The following is a 16,455-nucleotide window of genomic DNA, read 5'->3' as shown; positions in this document are numbered from 1 at the left end:
GTGCCACATGTTTAGCACAACTTGTAACAAGATGTGGGTACAAGTCGCAGACCGGGTGGGGATCAGATCTTCTCCGCGGAGTTCGAGACCCCGATCGACCAGGCCGCCGCGAGGACCATGAAGCGCACCAGGGTTGCCCCGTCGTTGTCGCCCAACACCACCCGGACGAGCATCTCGCCTCCGGTCAGGATCAGCGCTGCGGCACCGACGAGCGCGAATCCATTCCTGCCGATCGTGCGGTCACGTTCGTCCCGGGGGTCGAAATTGCCCACCCGGCTGCGGTCGTCCGCGCGGCTGCTCCGAGCGTAGAGCGCGATCCCGGCCCATCCGATCGCCATGGCGACCAGGATGACGGCACCCACCCCGTTGCCCCGCAGTCCGGCGAGGGCGGCGCCAACGAGGAGGGCGCCGACCACCGCGGCGTTGGGGACCGAGACAGGCAGGCGTTCAGCGATCTTCGACATGGAATACCTCCTCGACGGGGCGACTGAAGTACTGCGCCAACCGGATGGCCAGCCCCAGCGAGGGATCGTAGCGTCCGGTTTCGATCGCGTTGATCGTCTGCCGGGAGACCCCCATCACCGACGCCAGCGACGCCTGCGACAGATTCGCGGCGAGTCTCAACTCCCGAATATCGCTCCGCACGATGTCAAGTCAACGCGCCTCGGCCGTCGGGTGTCAAGCATCCTTGTCACATCGACCCGAATTGGGCCGACATGTCGCCCCGGGCGGCGATCACTCGCGTCGCCAGGTGTACTCGTTCTCGGGCCGCCCCGGAGTGCCGTACCGGGGGGAACGCAGCACCGACCCGTCGTCGGCCAGGTGCTCCAGGTAGCGGCGTGCGGTGACCCGGGAGATGCCGAGAGCGTCGGTGAGCTCCGTCGCCGAGACCGGCGTGGAGCGGGCCTTGAGGAACTCGGTCACGCTTGCCAAGGTGCCCTCCGCCAGACCCTTGGGCAGTATGACCGGGGTGGGTGTGCGCAGGCTGTTGAACGCCTGGTCGACATCCGCCTGGCTCGTGACCAGCGAGCGCTCGCCGAGTTGGCGGCGGAACTCCCGGTAGGTGGTGAGTTTCTGCGCGAACGTGGCGTAGGTGAACGGCTTGATCAGGTACTGCACCACCCCCGCGGAGATGGCCCCGCGAACCACCTGCAGATCGCGCATCGCCGTGATGGCGATGATGTCGCAGTCCAGGTTGGCCGCTCGCAGCCGCCGCGATACATCGAGGCCGTGCAGATCGGGCAGGTTCATGTCCATCAGCACCAGTTCCACCGGGATGCCCGCAGCAGCCGCCTCGGTGAGCTGCCGGAGCGCGGACTGGCCGGTGCCCGCGCTGCCGGCCAGCTCGAATCCGGGAAGCCGCAGCAGATAGGCGGCGTGCGCCTCGGCGGTGAGAGGCTCGTCCTCCACGATGAGCACCCGGATCGGCCGGGGCTCACCCGTGAGCTCGGTGGGCGCGATGGGGTCGTCAGGCATTCGGCACGGCCCCCGTCGTTCCGGCGGACACCTGCACTGGGATGGTCACGGTGAAGACCGCCCCGACCTGCCGGGTCACGGTGAGGGTTCCACCGAGCCGGTTCACCGCCTGCCGCACGAGCGCCAGCCCCAGTCCGCGGCCGTACTGGCCGGGTTCCTTCGTGCTGTAGCCGAGCGTGAAGACGTCGTCGAGATCGTCGGCGTCGACACCGTGTCCGGTGTCGGCGACCTCGATCACCACGGCGGGTGGCCCGGTCTCCGCCGACACGCTGCGGATGGCGACGTCCACCCGGCGGGGTGCCTGGCCGCCCGCCGCGGCGTCGAGGGCATTGTCGACCAGGTTGCCCAGCACCGTGACCAGGTCGTGCACCGACAATCCGGAGTCCGACAGCGTGCCGGCGGCATCCACGCTCAGGTGCACGCCCAGCTCGCCGGCCTGGGCGAACTTGCCCACCAGCAGCGCCCCGATCACGGGCTCGTCGACCGAGCTGATCATCTCGTCGGTGAGGTGCTGGCTCACGGCCATGTCCCGGGTGGCGAACGCCAGTGCCTCCTCGGCGCGGCCGAGTTCCATCAGCGACACGATCGTGTGCAGCCGGTTGGCGTGCTCGTGAGTCTGCGCCCGCAGGGCATCCGAGAGGGTGCGCATCGAGGCCAGTTCGGTGCCGAGCGACTCCAGATCGGTGTGATCGCGGATGGTCGTGACGGTTCCCATGGGCGCCGCACGGGTGCGCGCCTTTGTCGGCGTGGGCACGGCGGGTTCCTGGCTCACGACGAGCACCCGGGTCTCGGTGAGGTGGATCTCGTCCTGCACGGTGCGGCCGCTCCGCAGCAGGTCCGCCAGGCTGGGCGGCAGGGGCAGATCGTCGATGGCCGGCGCAGGCGTGCTGCGCGACAGGGGGCGCGGAGGGATGCCGAGCAGCTCGGCCGCCTGATCGTTGTAGAGCACCAGGTCGCCCTTGCGGTCGACCAGCACCAGGCCCTCCCGCACCGAATGCAGCACCGAATCGTTGTAGACGAAGAGCTGGGCGAGCTCCTCAGGACCCCAGCCGAGGGTCACCCGGCGCAGGTACCGGCCGAGCAACCAGGTGGCCACGGAGCCGGCCACCAGAAGCGCCAGCGCCAGCGCCAGGATGGCCGGCAGCCGCGCGTTGAGGGCGATCTGCAGGTTGCTGGTCTTGACACCGGCGGCGACCATGCCCACGACTCGGCCGTCCGGTTCGATGATCGGAACGACGGAACGCACCGACGGCCCGAGGGTGCCGCTCGTCACCTCCGTGAACGGTGTCCCCGCCGCAGCCGGCGCGATCTCCCCGATGTACGGCCGGCCGATCTCGGTGGGGTCCGGATGCGTCCAGCGGATGCCCTCCGGGCTCATGATCGTGATGAAGTCCACCGAGGCGTCCTCGCTGACCTCGAGGGTGTAGGCCTGCAACGCCGTGGTCGGATCCGGCGATTGCGCCGCGGTGACCACCAGGGGACTGTCGGCGATCGCCGCCGCCACGGCGAGCATCCGGTCGGCCGTCTCGGTGTAGCCGCGGTCGCGGGCGTCCACGAACGACGCCGTGCCGACGAACACCGCGAGCACCACGATGAAGACGAAATGAGCCAGGAAGAGCCGGCGGGCGATGCTCCATCCGTGCATCCGTGCACTCGTCCCTTCGCCGGTGAAACCCATCGTGCGCGTGGCCGTGACCAATATGACCGCAAGAGTGACGGTACGCCCCCGGTCCCGCAGTGTGTATTCACCACCGCGTGAACCACCCACGCTGCCCGGGGCCGCCCGCCGGATCCTGTACAGCCTAGACACACCGGTACCACCTAGACAAAGGAGTCTGACATGGCACTCTCTCTACCCCGCGCTCCCCGCGGCGGCCGGCAGGCCGGCACGCCCCGCAAGCGACTCGACAAGTCGCACTACCTCTACATCGCGGTCATCGTCGCGGTCGGCCTGGGCATCCTGGTCGGGCTGCTGTTCGGCGGACCCGACGGTTTCGCCGTGGCACTCAAGCCGCTCGGTGACGTCTTCGTGCTACTGATCAAGATGATGATCTCGCCGATCATCTTCTGCACCATCGTGCTGGGCATCGGATCCATCGCCAAGGCGGCCACCGTCGGCAAGATCGGCGGGCTGGCGCTGGGCTACTTCCTGGTGATGTCCACCTTCGCCCTGGGCATCGGCCTGATCGTCGGCAACCTCATCCACCCCGGTGAGGGCCTCAACCTGCAGGATGCGACCTATGCGGCTCCCGAAGCGGCCGACACGCACGACTTCCTGCTCGGCATCGTGCCCACCACGCTGCTGTCCTCGCTTACGTCGGGCAATATCCTGCAGACCCTCATGGTGGCCCTCGTCGTCGGCTTCGCCCTGCAGAAGATGGGCGTTGCGGGCAAGCCCATTCTCACCGGCATCGCGCACCTGCAGGCGCTTATCTTCCGCATCCTGGTGATGGTCATGTGGCTGGCCCCGATCGGTGCGTTCGGTGCTATCGCCGCCGTCGTCGGCGCCACCGGCATTCAGGCCGTGATCAGCCTGTTCACCCTGATGGCCGCGTTTTACCTCACCTGCATCATCTTCATCGTGGTGATCCTCGGCGGCTTGCTCAAGCTCGTCACCGGGGTCAACATCTTCAAGCTAATGCGCTACCTCGGCCGCGAATACCTGCTCATCGTCTCGACCTCCTCCTCGGAGGCCGCGCTGCCCCGCCTCATCGCCAAGATGGAACACCTCGGGGTGTCCAAGCCCGTCGTGGGCGTCACGGTGCCCACGGGCTACTCGTTCAACCTCGACGGCACGGCCATCTACCTCACGATGGCGTCGCTGTTCATCGCCACCGCCCTCGGCCAGCCGCTCATGCTGGGGGAGCAGATCGGCCTCCTGGTCTTCATGATCATCGCCTCCAAGGGCGCGGCCGGCGTCACCGGAGCCGGCCTGGCCACCCTGGCCGGAGGACTGCAGGCGCACGCGCCGCAGCTGGTCGGCGGCGTGGCCTTCATCGTCGGCATCGACCGGTTCATGTCCGAGGCTCGCGCCCTCACCAACTTCACCGGCAACGCCGTCGCAACGGTACTGATCGGCACCTGGACCAAGGAGATCGACCGGGCCCAGGTGGACCTCGTTCTCGACCGGCACGCGCCGTTCGACGAGGCAACGATGATGTCGGCGCACCTGCCGAGGCACTCCACGGTGACCCCGTCGGATGCACACGACAGATCCGTCGCCGTGCCGACCGTACCGGCACAATTGGAGCCTTCCCTACGCTAGAGGTCACAGTTAGATAACACGTCTGACCTGCACATAAGCACGGTAGAGCAGCCTCTTGAACGCCTCGATCGAGGCGCTCAAGAGGCTTGCGTGTTAGGCTCGTTGACGGTCTTACGACCCTTCACCAGGACGCGAACGCGTAGCCCCCAGCCCGACTGGGACGGCCGTGTGCGTACGGTGAGGCCCAGACGGAAGCGATCCCATGGTCGCTCCAGCCCACGCCGCTCGCCGGTGTTGAGGCCGGTCTCGGCCTACCCGTCCGACACAGCGAGCCCCGCGCAATCGACCGCTCTGGCGGTCCATTCGGCGTGCTCCGGAGAACCCGTGACCGAAATCACCGCCGTCAAGGCAGAAGAATCCGCCAGCAAGGCGGAGCAGTCAACCGAAGCTTCCACAACACCAGCACCGGCTATCGCCGTCAAGGCCGACAAGCTCTACAAGGCCTTCGGCCGCAAGTCCCACGACATCGTAAAGAAGATCCAGGGCGGAGCCAGCCGCGACGAACTCGCGCACCTGGGTACCGCCGCCGTCATCGACGCCTCCTTCGAGGTACAGCGCGGCGAGATCTTCGTCGTGATGGGGCTGTCGGGCTCGGGCAAATCCACACTCATCCGGATGCTCAACGGGCTCCTCGAGGCCACCAGCGGCAGCGTCACCGTCGGCGGTACCACCATCACCGGTGTGCCGGCAGCGAAGCTTCGTGAGGTGCGTCGTCAGAGCGTCTCCATGGTCTTCCAGCACTTCGCCCTGCTGCCGCATCGCACCGTGATCGACAACGTGGCTTACGGCCTGGAGATCCAGGGCATGCCTCGTGAGGAGCGCCTGGCCAAGGCGCGCACCATCATCCGCCTGGTCGGCCTCGAAGGCTGGGCAGACAATCTGCCTTCCGAGCTCTCCGGCGGCATGCAGCAGCGCGTCGGCCTCGGCCGTGCCCTGGCAGCAGACACCGATGTGCTCCTGATGGACGAGGCGTTCAGCGCCCTCGACCCGTTGATCCGCCGCGAGATGCAGGAACAGCTCATCGAACTCCAGGCTGAACTCGGCAAGACCATCATCTTCATCACGCACGACCTCAACGAGGCTATGTTCCTCGGCGACCGCATCGCGGTCATGCGCGACGGACGCATCGTGCAGATCGGCACCCCAGAAGAGATCCTCACCGACCCGGCCAACGACTACGTCGCCCAGTTCGTTCAGGATGTCGACCGCGCCCGGGTGCTCACGGCCGGAAGTGTGATGGAACCGGCCCGGTCCACGGTCGCAGCGTCCGCCGGCCCCCGCGTGGCCCTCCGGACCATGCGTGACCTGCAGACTTCCGCCACCTTTGTTCTGGAACGCGGCCGCAGATTCGTCGGCGTCGTGCGCGACAAAGACGTGCTCAAGCAGGTCAAGTCCGGCCACACCGACCTCCGTCCGATCATCCAGGAGGCGACGGCGGTCACTACCGACACCTCGCTGGTGGACCTCGTTGAGTTGGCCGTCGAGAGCGATTTGCCCATCGCCGTCGTCGACGAGCGCAATCGGCTGCTGGGCGTGATCCCGCGGGTGACGCTGCTCGCAGCCCTCGGCAACATCAGCACCGCCACCGGCGAGCTCCCCGTCATGGAACCGCCGTCGACGATCTCGATGAGCATCATCACCGAAACTTTGCGCGAGACCGCGTCTGAAGGAGTCCAGCCATGATCAACATAATCTTGAGGAGCCAACCCGTCAGCGATTTCCGTCTTCCGCTCGGAACCTGGGCCGAGGGCTTCGTCGACTTCATCACCGAATGGTTCGGGTTCGTCTTCGACTTCATCCGCGCGATCTTCGGTGGCGCCTTCGACGCTGTCGACTTCATCCTGAGCACTCCGCCGTTCTGGCTGGTCATCATCGTCTTCGGCGTTCTGGCGCTGATGGTTCGCGGCTGGAAGTTCGCCCTGGGAACCATCATCGGGCTGGGCCTGATCGTGGGCGTCAACCAATGGGAGAACGCGATGGACTCGCTGGCCCTGGTGCTCGTGGCGAGCATCCTGGCAATCCTGCTGAGCGTTCCGCTAGGCATCCTCTCGGCGAAATCCCAGTTGGCCAGCACCATCATCAAGCCAATTCTGGACTTCATGCAGACTATGCCGGCCTTCGTGTACCTGATCCCCGCCCTGCTCCTGTTCCGGATCGGCGTCGTGCCCGGAATCGTCGCGACGATCATCTTCGCGATGGCGCCTGGGGTCCGGCTCACCGACCTGGGAATTCGCAGTGTCGACAAGGAAGTTGTTGAAGCCGGTCAGGCGTTCGGCGCCTCCCCCGGTCGCATCCTGCGCCAGATTCAGCTGCCGCTGGCGATGCCGACGATCATGGCCGGAATCAACCAGGTCATCATGCTCTCCCTGTCGATGGTCGTCATCGCCGGCATGGTCGGCGCCGGCGGTCTGGGCGGCGACGTTGTCGCCAGCCTGAACCGCATCGACGTCGCCCTCGGCTTCGAGGCCGGTGTTGCTGTCGTCATCCTCGCAATGTTCCTGGACCGCTTCACGGCGGCGCTCGGATCCGGGACCACACCGTTCGGTCGGCTGTTGGACGCGCGCAAGCGCAGTCGGCAGGCCGCGGCGCCCGCCACGGAAGACTCCGTGGCCGCACCGAAGACGGCAACCGACGTTCGCGAGCCCATCAACGCGTGACGGGCTGACGCCCTCGCACGTCCCCATACCTGCTCAATCCCCGTATGAATCGGTTTGTCCCGCACCAGGAGACTCTCGGAAGCACCCGCATCCGTGTCGAGTCCGACGGTTCACCCGTCGGACGCAACCGTCAACCCAGGTCACCCACAGCGGGTGGCAAGAAAAGGAAGACATATGAAGAAGCGTTCACTCAGCATCATCGCCGCCGGAGCCGTTGGGCTCCTCGCCTTCAGCGGCTGCGCCGCAGGCGCCGACGAGGCCGAGACCGTCGGTAACGGTAACTCCGACAAGAAGGACCTCACCATTGCCGTGTTCAACGGCTGGGACGAGGGCGTTGCCGCCTCCGAACTCTGGAAGGCCATCCTGGACGACCAGGGTTACAACGTCACCCTCGAGTATGCCGATGTCGCACCGGTCTACGTCGGCCTCGCCGAGGGCGACTACGACATGAACATGGACGTCTGGCTGCCGAACACGCACGCCTCGTACGTCAAGGAGTACGGCGACGACATCTCCGACCTTGGAGCCTGGAACGACGAGGCGAAACTCACGATTGCCGTGAACGCTGATGCCCCGATCGACTCCCTTGCGGAACTGGGCGAGAACGCCGATCTCTTCGGCAATCGCATCGTGGGCATCGAGCCCGGCGCCGGACTCACCGAGGCCGTCACCAACGAGTCGATCCCGACTTACGGCCTCGAGGGCATGGAATACCTGACGTCCTCGACCGCTGCCATGCTCGCCGAGCTCACCGCGGCCACGGATGCCGGCGAGAACATCGCCGTCACCCTGTGGGAGCCGCACTGGGCCTACGGTTCGTTCGACCTGAAGAACCTCGAAGACCCCGAAGGCACTCTCGGCGCCGCTGAGTCCCTGCACGTCTACGGCAAGAAGGACTTCTCGACCGACTTCCCTCAGGTCACCGAGTGGATGTCCGGATTCAAGATGGACCTCGACCACCTGTACTCGCTGGAGACCGCCATGCTCGTCGACTACGACGGCACGGAGTACGGCCCGATCGTGCAGAAGTGGATCGAAGAGAACCAGGAGTACGTGGACTCGCTCACCGCGTAGTCGACAGACCCCTGTGTGAACGGCCCGTGCTTCTGCACGGGCCTTTTGCGTGCAGATCCTGCCCGCGGCATCGCCGTGGATGAAGAGCGTGACCCGGGTATCGAACGCAGCCGCGGGCATGCCGGGCAACCCTGGGCGCGTGGGCCCGGGGCCGGTCGGGGCAGGTCAGGTCAGGTCAGTTCGTTGTCACGAACTCCGAGAGTGCGTCGGTGATGGCACGCTCCGCATCGCGTGCCGACAGGGTCGGGACGCCGTCACCGGGCTGAGCGCCGTAGGCGCCGAACGAGGCGTGGCTGGCGCCCTCGATGCGAACGAACGTGGTGTCCTCGGGCAGCAGACTCGCGGTGTCGTTGATCTTCTCGGGGGTGCTCAGGCCGTCTTCGCTACCGGAGAGGCTGAGCACGGGAAGGTCAGGGTCGGTGACGGCGGACGCGCAGTAGCTGCCGAACAGCACCAGGCCGGCGACATCGTCGTCTTGGGCATACATGCACGCGCGCACCCCGCCGAGCGAGTGGCCCCCGACGAACCAGGTGTCCACCTCCGGTGCGAGCGCGGTGAACGTCTCGAGCGACCGCTGGTCGAAGAAGGCGAGGTTCAGCACGGGCTTGGTGATAACCACCGTCATCCCGGTCTCCTCCACCGTGCCGGACAGTGTCGCGAGGTAGGCGTACGGATCTACCTTGGCGCCGGGGATGAAGACCAGGCCCTCCTGCGAGCCGCCCTCGGTCGGCGCGATGACCACGGAGTCGGGGGTGTCGGTGACGGTCACGGCCGGGTTGTCAAAGACCGCCTGGGCGGCGGCCCGATCGGCCGGCATCACGAGCTGGGTCCAGATCAGGAAGGCGATCACGCCGAGGACCAGTGCGGTCAGCGCCGCCCAGCCGCCGAACCGGATGCGCCGCCGGAGCGAGGTCGTAGCCATGTCAATCGTCCAATCCGCGTGCTGCGAGCGCCTCCCCGATGGCATCGGCGGCGTACAACGAGCGTACGACGACGGGAACGGCCAGGGCGACAACCGACGCCTGCGCGCCGCGAGCCCGCCGGGCCTCCAACACCTCGCGAACGATCTCGGCCACCAGGGGGATACAGCGGATGGTCAGGGCGACGAGAAGCCCCACCCGGTCGGCGTCCACCCAGCGACGGAACGGCCGCAGTATGAGCTGGAACGCCTCCAAGACGGCCGTGACGGTTGTGCTCAGCGTGAACAGCGCGGCCAGAGCGACAGCCACCAGCAGCCGGCCGGCCATCAGGCCCGCCGTGGTCCAGCCGTCCGCAGAGCCCCCGGCCACGAGAACCTGCACGGGCACCGCGAAGACCAGGATCCAGAGGATCGGTCCGATCTGCGGCCAGGCCGCCAGTGGCGGGATGCCGGCCAGGGCGTAGAGGGCGAGCACCAGGGCGAACTCCCCGGCCAACAACACGGGGTCGGCGACCACTCCCACCAGCACCATGAGCACCGCGAGCACGACCAGCTTGAGCAGGGCGGGAGCTCGGTGCACGAGCGAGGTGCCCGGCCGGTAGAGGCCGATCATGCCAGCAGGCTCAGATAGGCCGCCAGGGCCACCGGGGGAATGTCATCGGCGACGACCCGGCCGTCGTCGATCACGATCACCCGGTCGAAGCCGTCGAGCACCTTCAGGTCGTGGGTCACCACGATCACCTGCTGGGTCAGCGAGACCAGCAGCCCGGTGATGAGGCGGGTGTTGCGCGCATCCAGCAGGGTGGTGGGTTCGTCGGCGACGACGATGCTCGGCCCGGCCACGAGCACGGCGGCCAGCGCGAGCAGTTGCTTCTGGCCGCCCGACAGCCGGTGCGCGGGGCGGTCGGCGAGTGCGGTGAGCCCGAACCGGTCCAGCGCCTCCGCGGTGCGGTCGGCGATCTCGGTGGCGCCCAGGCCCCGGCGGCGCAGGGTGAACGCCACATCCTCCTGCACGGTGGGCATCACGATCTGGTTGTCGGGATTGGTGAAGATGAAGCCCACCTCGCGCCGAACCAGCTTCGCTTGGCGCTTCACGTCGAGGCCGTTCACGGTGACGGTGCCGCGTTCGGGAATAACCAGACCGTTGATCATGCGGGCCAGGGTGGACTTACCGCTGCCGTTGGCGCCGACGATACCGATGCGCCGCTCGGTCAGGTGCAGATCGATGCCGCGGAGCACCGGGTTCTCGTCGAAGCCGTGCGACACTCCCTCGAAACGGATGCCCGTCGGTGTCACGCCTGTACCCGGGTGCCGTCCACGTGTTCGGTGCTGAGGGTCTTCCTACGCAGCGGGATGAGCCCCGGGTAGGCGCGGTGCACCTGCGTGGCCACAAGGACCGTGACCACGACCTTCACCAGGTCGCCCGGCAGGAATTTGGCGGCGTCGACCACGGCGGCCCAGAGCGGCAGGCCCAGGTTGATGGCTGTGACGGGCACGCCGATCACGTAGACGGCCACGATACCGCCGAGCACGGTCGCGCCGAGCGCGGGCCAGAAGGGGTAGCGCGGCAGTAGCAGCGAGGTGAGAAGGCCGATCACGACGACGCCCAGCAGCCAGCCGTAGGGATACCCGGCAGACGGGGAGGTGGTGAACCAGACCAGTCCACCGCGACCGCCGGAGAGCAGTGGCAGCCCGGCCGCGGCCAGGGCGAGCAGCAGCAGTACGGCCAGGAAGCCCTTACGTGCGCCGAGGATGGCGCCGGCCAGCATCACACCGAGGGTCTGGAAGGTGATCGGCACGGTGCTGGCGCCGAGGGATATGGCACCGGGAAAGCCGAGGGCGGCGATGAGGGCGGCGAAGATGGCGATCTGCGCGAGATCGCGCACGGTGAGGCGGGCTGTCATGGTTTTCAATCTAGGATTCGGCACCGGGGCGCCGCAGTGGAATACCTACAAAGAATCCCGGAGGATTCTGATCGCCGGCCGGCCGGCGCTCTCGTCAGGGCCCAGTGGCGGCCCTATCCGCGCGGCCCCGGCGGTTTTATGATCGTCGCAGCCGGGGCAGTCGCTGCCGGTCAGAGCAAGGGAGTCATCATGGGTTTCTTCGGTTTTCTCCTCCTGGGCCTGCTGGCCGGCGCTATCGCCAAACTCATCCTGCCCGGAGCCCAGGGTGGCGGCTGGTTCGTGACCCTGTTGCTCGGTGTGGTCGGCGCTCTTCTGGGCGGCTGGCTGGCCGGGTTGATCTTCGGCGTCGACATGGGCGGCTTCTTCGATCTACGCACCTGGGTCATCGCGATCCTCGGGTCGATCATCGTGCTGCTCATCTACGGCCTGGCGACCCGTAATGGCACAACGTCGACCTGACTCTTGCCCGCAGCAGGGCGCCCGTTCCCTCGTCAGAGAGGCCGGCCGGCCTCCGTGGCGCGCCGCTCGCCGGCGGCGACCAGAGCGTCGGCCGCGCGCACCAACGCCAGATGGGTGAGCGCCTGGGGTGTGTTGCCGGCGTGGTGCCCGGTCGTCACGTCGTACTCCTCAGAGAGCAGCCCCACATCGTTGGAGAGGCCCACCAGTCTGGTCATCAGGGTGGTGGCGTCGTCGACACGGCCGGACGCCGCGTACTGCTCGACCAACCAAAACGAGCAGGCCAGGAACGGATGCTCGCCGGGGTCGAGCCCGTCCAGCGACGAATGCGTGGTGTACCGGAGCACAAGTCCGTCGCGCAGCAGGCTCGTCTCGATGGCGCGCACGGTGCCGAGCATCCGTTCGTCGTCGGCGGCGCAGAAGCCCACCTGGGGGAGCAGGAGGAGGGACGCATCGACCTCGTCGCTACCGAAATACTGCGTGAAGGAGCCCAGGGCCGTGTTGTAGCCGCGTTCCTCGATGTCGTGGCGCACCTCATCGCGGATGCGGCGCCAGCGGTCCACGGGGCCGGGAAGCCCGTATTCGGTCACCCCGCGCACAGCCCGGTCGAACGCGGCCCAGACCATCACCCGGGAGTGGGTGAACTCCCGGGCGGGTCCACGTACCTCCCAGATGCCCTGGTCGGGCCGGCGCCAGTTTGCCTCGAGGTAAGCCATCAGGGACACCTGCAACGGCCAGGAGAACTCGGTCTCCTCCACGCCGGCGCCCCGGGCCTCGTGCAGGGCCATCATGACCTCGCCCACGGCGTCGGACTGGAACTGGCAGACGGCGCCGTTGCCCACCCGCACGGGAGCGGAGCCGTGATGGCCGGGCAGGCTGGTCAGCTCACGCTCGGGCAGGTAACGTTCGCCGGACAGGCCGTACATGATCTGCAGGTCGTTCGGGTCGCCGGCGATGGCCCGCAGCAGCCATCCCCGCCAGGCCTCGGCCTCGCTTTCGTAGCCGTGCGAGAGCAGCACCTCGAGCGTCAGGGAAGCGTCACGCAGCCACACGTAGCGGTAGTCCCAGTTGCGGCTGCCGCCAGCGTGTTCGGGCAGCGATGTGGTGGCCGCGGCCACGATGCCGCCGGTGGTCTCGTGGGTGAGGGCGCGCAGCACCAGCAGGGAACGCACCACGGCGTCCCGGAAAGGTCCCTCGTGGGTGCAGCTGTCGGCCCACCCGGCCCACCAGTCCAGGGTCTGGCGGCGTGACCGGGTGACGTCCAGCGCCGGCGGCAGGTCGAGGTGTGAGGGATACCAGGTGAGCTGCACGCTGTGCTGCTCTGTGGCGTGCACGGTGAACCGGGCCTCGTGCCGGTGGTCGGCGGCGTGTAGGGCGGGGCCACGCACCACCACGGCATCCGGCCCGGCGATGGCGATGAGTCCGGGGGTCTTCTCGCGCCGCAGCTGCCGCACCCAGGGCACCGTGGTGGCGTAGCCGAACCTCAAGCGCAGGTCCTGGAGCATCTCGACGCTTCCGGAGATTCCGCGCACGGTACGAACGACGTCGGCGCGACTGTCGCCGTGCGGCATGAAGTCGGTCACCTCGACGCTGCCGGTCTTGGTGGTCCAGATCGTGGAGAGAACGAAGCTCTCGCCCACGTAGGAGCGAGTGCTGGTGGCTGCGGGGTCGGCGGGAGCGAGCAACCAGCGGCCGTGATCTTCCGTGCCCAGAAGTGCCCCGAACATCGAGGCCGAGTCGTAGCGGGGCAGACACAGCCAGTCGATGCTGCCGTCGCGGCCCACGAGGGCAGCCGAATGGCAGTCGCTGATCAGTGCATAGTCCTCGATGTGCAGCGCCATTCAGACATCCTCACACAGGTCGAATGTGCGGTGGCCGGGGAAATCCCCGGCGCTGGATCAGGCGCCGATGCGCACTGAGGGGTCGGGCGGATCAGGCGACGCGTCGCACCACGGCGTCGGTGCGGGCGCCGGTTTCCGGTTCGGCCCAGACCGAGATCGGCGCGGGATTCCACGGCAGTGCCGTCGGTTCCGCTCCGGAGGACACCAGGAGTGCGCCGGTGTTCACGGCGGTGATGCCGTCGATGGGGGTGTCGGTGCGGGGCTCGGCGATGTTCGCGGGTGCCGCCGGAGTGTCGGTGCGCAGGCGCACGGTCTCGGTGGCGAGAATCTCCGTGAGGGCGGCCGCGATCTGGTGGGCCTTCAGGCCGTGGAAGATCACGTCGGTGTCGGACTCGACGCGGGGCACCAGGGTCCAGGCGCCGTCCGCACCGACAAGGCAGGACAAGGCCGCATGGAGGTGTTCGAAGACCTGGTCGCGGCTGAGCTCTGCCGGGGCGGGCGCGGCGAGAACTGGAATGGTGGGTGCGATGCGACGTCGACGACCGAACATCGAGAGCCCCTTCCTTCTGCAACAACTAAGAAGTCCAGTTTCCCCGCCATCACTAGGAAAGACGGGGGTGACACGCCGCAGCCGGGGTACTCAGAGGAGTATGCGGCTATTTCTTGCCGCGCTTGCCCTCGCCGCTGGTGAGCTTCTTCTCCTCGGCGTCCTTGGTGACGTTGCCGATGGCCACGGCAACGCTCAACGCCCAGCCGATCCAGGTGAGCACGAGGCGCCAGTCCCTCGGTCCGTGCCGGGTCGCCTGAAGGATATTCCAGCCGCCGGCCACGACGCCGATCATGGCCCCGTTGAACAAAAATTTCCGCATGTCTGCCTCCTTCGTTCTACGCTACCGGGGTGGTCGTCGATCACGCGAGTCGGCCCGGCTGAGAAACCGGGCGGATGCCCGAGGTCGAAGGGGAACCATGCGTACGGGGATCGTCGGAGCGGTGCTGCTTTGTGCAGGGGTCATAGCCGTGATCACCGGGGTGCTGCCGTGGCCGGCGACGGTGGAGCTGATCGACCGGGTGCTGCCCGTCCTGGTCTTCGTGGTGGCGATCACCGTCGTGGCCGAGCTGGCTGCGGCGGCCGGTCTGTTCACCTTCGTGGCTGAACGGCTCACCCGGTGGGCCCGCGGGCGTACCTGGCTGCTGTGGCTGCTGGTGGTGGTCCTTGCCGTGCTGAGCACGATCTTCCTCTCGCTGGACACGACGGCGGTGCTCCTCACACCGGTAGTGGTGGTGATGGCCAGGCATGTCGGCCTGAGTCCGCTCCCGTTCGCCCTCACCACGGTGTGGTTGGCCAACACGGCCTCGCTGCTCCTGCCGGTGTCCAATCTCACCAACCTGCTCGCCCAGGGTCGCATCGGCGAGCTGGTCGGGCATCCGGTGAGCCCCCTGCAATTCGCACTGCTGACCGGAGCGCCCGCCCTAGCCGCGATCCTCGTGACCGTTGGTGCGATCTACCTGGTCTGCCGGCGCACGCTCCGAGAGCCCTACGAGATGACGCCGGGAACCCGCGTGAAGAACCCCGTGTTGTTCGGTACGAGTGCCGTGACCGTGGTGGCCCTCATCCCGGCCCTGGTCTCCGGAATCCCGGTGTGGATCCCCGCCGTGCAGGCGGCGGTGCTCCTCGCGGTGATCTTCTTCGTCCTTGACCGCAAGACGCTGCGGCCTGGCCTCATACCGTGGCCCCTGGTGCTGCTGGCATCTGGCCTGTTCCTGGTGATGGCGGCCCTGCACGAACTGGGCCTGGGGGACCTTCTCGATGCTGTAGCGGGCGCCGGGGACGATCCGCTGAGCCTGGTCCGCCTGGCCGGGGCCGGGCTGCTCGGCGCCAACGCGATCGACAATCTGCCGGCCTACCTGGCCCTCGAACCCGTTGCGACGACGCCGGCGCGTATGGTGGCGCTCCTGATCGGCGTGAACGCCGGACCGCTGATCACGCCGTGGGCGTCGCTGGCCACCCTGCTCTGGCACCAGCAACTGAGCGGCCTGGGCGTGTCGATCTCCTGGCGGCGCTACATGCTGCTGGGCCTGGCGGTCGCGCCGGTGACGGTGATCGTGGCGACCCTCGTGCTCGCTTTCACGGTCTAGCGCCCGGGACGAATGCAGGGCGCAGGCTGGACGTTTCCCCACAATCTGACCGATCGTGCAGGAACTGACCGATCGGTCAACTAGCGTGAGCGGGTGATCACAGACACCTCCGCGCGCCAGACCACGAGCGACGAATTACGCCTGACCGCGCTCGAGCAGTTCGCCTCCGTCGGCTTCGCCGGCGCATCCCTGCAGCACATCGCGGATGTGGCGGGGTACTCCAAGTCCAGCGTGCTGTACCACTTCGCGTCGAAAGAAGCCCTGCTCGAGGCCGTGCTCACGCCGGCCATCGACCGGCTGGAGGAGATCCTCGACCGGTTCCTCGCGACCGAGGAAACCGAAGCGACCCGGCTGCGCTTCGTCGACGACTTCATCGACTTCATCCTCGAATTCCGTTTGGAGCTGCACACCTTCATCAACCAGGCTCAGTCGCTCACCGGAATCGACGTCATCGACCGCGCCGGCGTGCTGATCGGGAGGCTGTCCAACGCCATCTGCGACCACAACGCGAGCACCGAGGACCAGATCCGCTTCGGCATCGCCCTGGGCGGTGCGGCCTACACGCTCGTGGCCGGCATGAATTTCGGCAGTTCCATGGATCGCACTCCCTCCTCGCCCGAGGAGATCCGCCGGGCCCTGCGAGTCGTCATCGTCGAGCTCCTCGCGCCCGTCTCCGTGCGCTCCGCGCCAGTTCAGCCCTCCCTTCAGCACGAGTCCCGGAAGTAGC

Annotated in this window: 18 protein-coding genes; 7 read left to right on the top strand and 11 right to left on the bottom strand. The window is 67.4% G+C overall.

The features are described 5' to 3' along the window. Nucleotides 1–62 precede the first annotated feature (62 nt). The 4 genes from KY500_RS09410 to KY500_RS09395 form a co-directional block, all read right to left on the bottom strand. On the bottom strand, nucleotides 63–464 hold the full coding sequence (locus KY500_RS09410) for a hypothetical protein (RefSeq protein ID WP_219900350.1): 402 nt from the start codon (nucleotides 462–464) through the stop codon (nucleotides 63–65). After that, complete coding sequence (locus KY500_RS09405) at nucleotides 448–645, bottom strand: helix-turn-helix transcriptional regulator (RefSeq protein ID WP_066596476.1); 198 nt, start codon at nucleotides 643–645, stop codon at nucleotides 448–450. The genes KY500_RS09410 and KY500_RS09405 overlap by 17 nt, the downstream gene beginning before the upstream one ends. A gap of 90 nt (nucleotides 646–735) precedes the next feature. Next, nucleotides 736–1,476 (bottom strand): response regulator, encoded by a 741-nt coding sequence (locus tag KY500_RS09400; protein ID WP_219900349.1) that lies wholly within the window; start codon nucleotides 1,474–1,476, stop codon nucleotides 736–738. Further along, on the bottom strand, nucleotides 1,469–3,121 hold the full coding sequence (locus tag KY500_RS09395; RefSeq protein WP_219900348.1) for a sensor histidine kinase: 1,653 nt from the start codon (nucleotides 3,119–3,121) through the stop codon (nucleotides 1,469–1,471). Before KY500_RS09395 ends, KY500_RS09400 begins: the two co-directional genes overlap by 8 nt. A gap of 195 nt (nucleotides 3,122–3,316) precedes the next feature. Between KY500_RS09395 and KY500_RS09390 the strand changes: the two genes are divergently transcribed. The 4 genes from KY500_RS09390 (at nucleotide 3,317) to KY500_RS09375 (ending at nucleotide 8,472) form a co-directional block, all read left to right on the top strand. Next, a complete protein-coding gene (locus KY500_RS09390) occupies nucleotides 3,317–4,741 on the top strand; it encodes a cation:dicarboxylate symporter family transporter (RefSeq protein WP_219900347.1) in 1,425 nt (474 codons plus the stop codon). A gap of 411 nt (nucleotides 4,742–5,152) precedes the next feature. After that, a complete protein-coding gene (locus KY500_RS09385; protein ID WP_219903379.1) occupies nucleotides 5,153–6,424 on the top strand; it encodes a glycine betaine/L-proline ABC transporter ATP-binding protein in 1,272 nt (423 codons plus the stop codon). Beyond that, a complete protein-coding gene (locus KY500_RS09380) occupies nucleotides 6,421–7,398 on the top strand; it encodes a proline/glycine betaine ABC transporter permease (protein ID WP_219900346.1) in 978 nt (325 codons plus the stop codon). Before KY500_RS09385 ends, KY500_RS09380 begins: the two co-directional genes overlap by 4 nt. Before the next feature lie 174 nt (nucleotides 7,399–7,572). Then, a complete protein-coding gene (locus tag KY500_RS09375) occupies nucleotides 7,573–8,472 on the top strand; it encodes a glycine betaine ABC transporter substrate-binding protein (protein ID WP_219900345.1) in 900 nt (299 codons plus the stop codon). A gap of 175 nt (nucleotides 8,473–8,647) precedes the next feature. On the opposite strand, the gene KY500_RS09370 is transcribed toward KY500_RS09375, so the two are convergent. From KY500_RS09370 to KY500_RS09355, 4 genes are read right to left on the bottom strand one after another with little or no spacing between them, the layout of a single operon-like run. After that, the gene (locus KY500_RS09370) at nucleotides 8,648–9,394 is read right to left on the bottom strand and encodes an alpha/beta hydrolase (protein WP_219900344.1); all 747 of its coding nucleotides are present in this window, start codon (nucleotides 9,392–9,394) and stop codon (nucleotides 8,648–8,650) included. Between the two features lies 1 nt (nucleotide 9,395). Continuing rightward, complete coding sequence (locus KY500_RS09365) at nucleotides 9,396–10,004, bottom strand: CbiQ family ECF transporter T component (RefSeq protein WP_219900343.1); 609 nt, start codon at nucleotides 10,002–10,004, stop codon at nucleotides 9,396–9,398. Beyond that, nucleotides 10,001–10,687, bottom strand: coding sequence for an energy-coupling factor ABC transporter ATP-binding protein (locus KY500_RS09360; protein WP_219900342.1), 687 nt, complete (start codon nucleotides 10,685–10,687; stop codon nucleotides 10,001–10,003). Before KY500_RS09360 ends, KY500_RS09365 begins: the two co-directional genes overlap by 4 nt. After that, nucleotides 10,684–11,295, bottom strand: a complete 612-nt coding sequence (locus KY500_RS09355) for a biotin transporter BioY (protein WP_219900341.1) — start codon at nucleotides 11,293–11,295, stop codon at nucleotides 10,684–10,686. The genes KY500_RS09360 and KY500_RS09355 overlap by 4 nt, the downstream gene beginning before the upstream one ends. Before the next feature lie 189 nt (nucleotides 11,296–11,484). On the opposite strand from KY500_RS09355, the gene KY500_RS09350 reads away from it, so the two are divergent. Beyond that, nucleotides 11,485–11,754, top strand: coding sequence for a GlsB/YeaQ/YmgE family stress response membrane protein (locus tag KY500_RS09350; protein WP_219900340.1), 270 nt, complete (start codon nucleotides 11,485–11,487; stop codon nucleotides 11,752–11,754). A gap of 32 nt (nucleotides 11,755–11,786) precedes the next feature. Here KY500_RS09350 and KY500_RS09345 read toward each other — a convergent pair whose 3' ends face one another. The 3 genes from KY500_RS09345 to KY500_RS09335 all read right to left on the bottom strand — a co-directional run bounded on the left by KY500_RS09345 (nucleotide 11,787) and on the right by KY500_RS09335 (nucleotide 14,461). After that, on the bottom strand, nucleotides 11,787–13,592 hold the full coding sequence (locus KY500_RS09345) for a glycoside hydrolase family 15 protein (protein ID WP_219900339.1): 1,806 nt from the start codon (nucleotides 13,590–13,592) through the stop codon (nucleotides 11,787–11,789). A 91-nt stretch (nucleotides 13,593–13,683) separates the two neighbouring features. Continuing rightward, complete coding sequence (locus KY500_RS09340; protein WP_219900338.1) at nucleotides 13,684–14,142, bottom strand: hypothetical protein; 459 nt, start codon at nucleotides 14,140–14,142, stop codon at nucleotides 13,684–13,686. Nucleotides 14,143–14,248: 106 nt separating this feature from the next. Next, nucleotides 14,249–14,461 carry a hypothetical protein gene (locus KY500_RS09335; RefSeq protein ID WP_120339921.1) on the bottom strand — a complete coding sequence of 71 codons (213 nt, stop codon included), beginning with the start codon at nucleotides 14,459–14,461 and terminating at the stop codon, nucleotides 14,249–14,251. Nucleotides 14,462–14,558: 97 nt separating this feature from the next. On the opposite strand from KY500_RS09335, the gene KY500_RS09330 reads away from it, so the two are divergent. Both KY500_RS09330 and KY500_RS09325 read left to right on the top strand, forming a co-directional pair. Then, a complete protein-coding gene (locus KY500_RS09330; protein WP_219900337.1) occupies nucleotides 14,559–15,728 on the top strand; it encodes an SLC13 family permease in 1,170 nt (389 codons plus the stop codon). A gap of 93 nt (nucleotides 15,729–15,821) precedes the next feature. After that, a complete protein-coding gene (locus tag KY500_RS09325; RefSeq protein WP_255579121.1) occupies nucleotides 15,822–16,454 on the top strand; it encodes a TetR/AcrR family transcriptional regulator in 633 nt (210 codons plus the stop codon). Nucleotide 16,455: the final 1 nt, after the last annotated feature.

Origin of the sequence: Cryobacterium sp. PAMC25264 (assembly GCF_019443325.1) — a bacterium.
Lineage (GTDB): Bacteria > Actinomycetota > Actinomycetes > Actinomycetales > Microbacteriaceae > Cryobacterium.
Note: the sequence above shows the minus strand (reverse complement) of the source record. Positions and strands in the feature narration are given on the sequence as shown.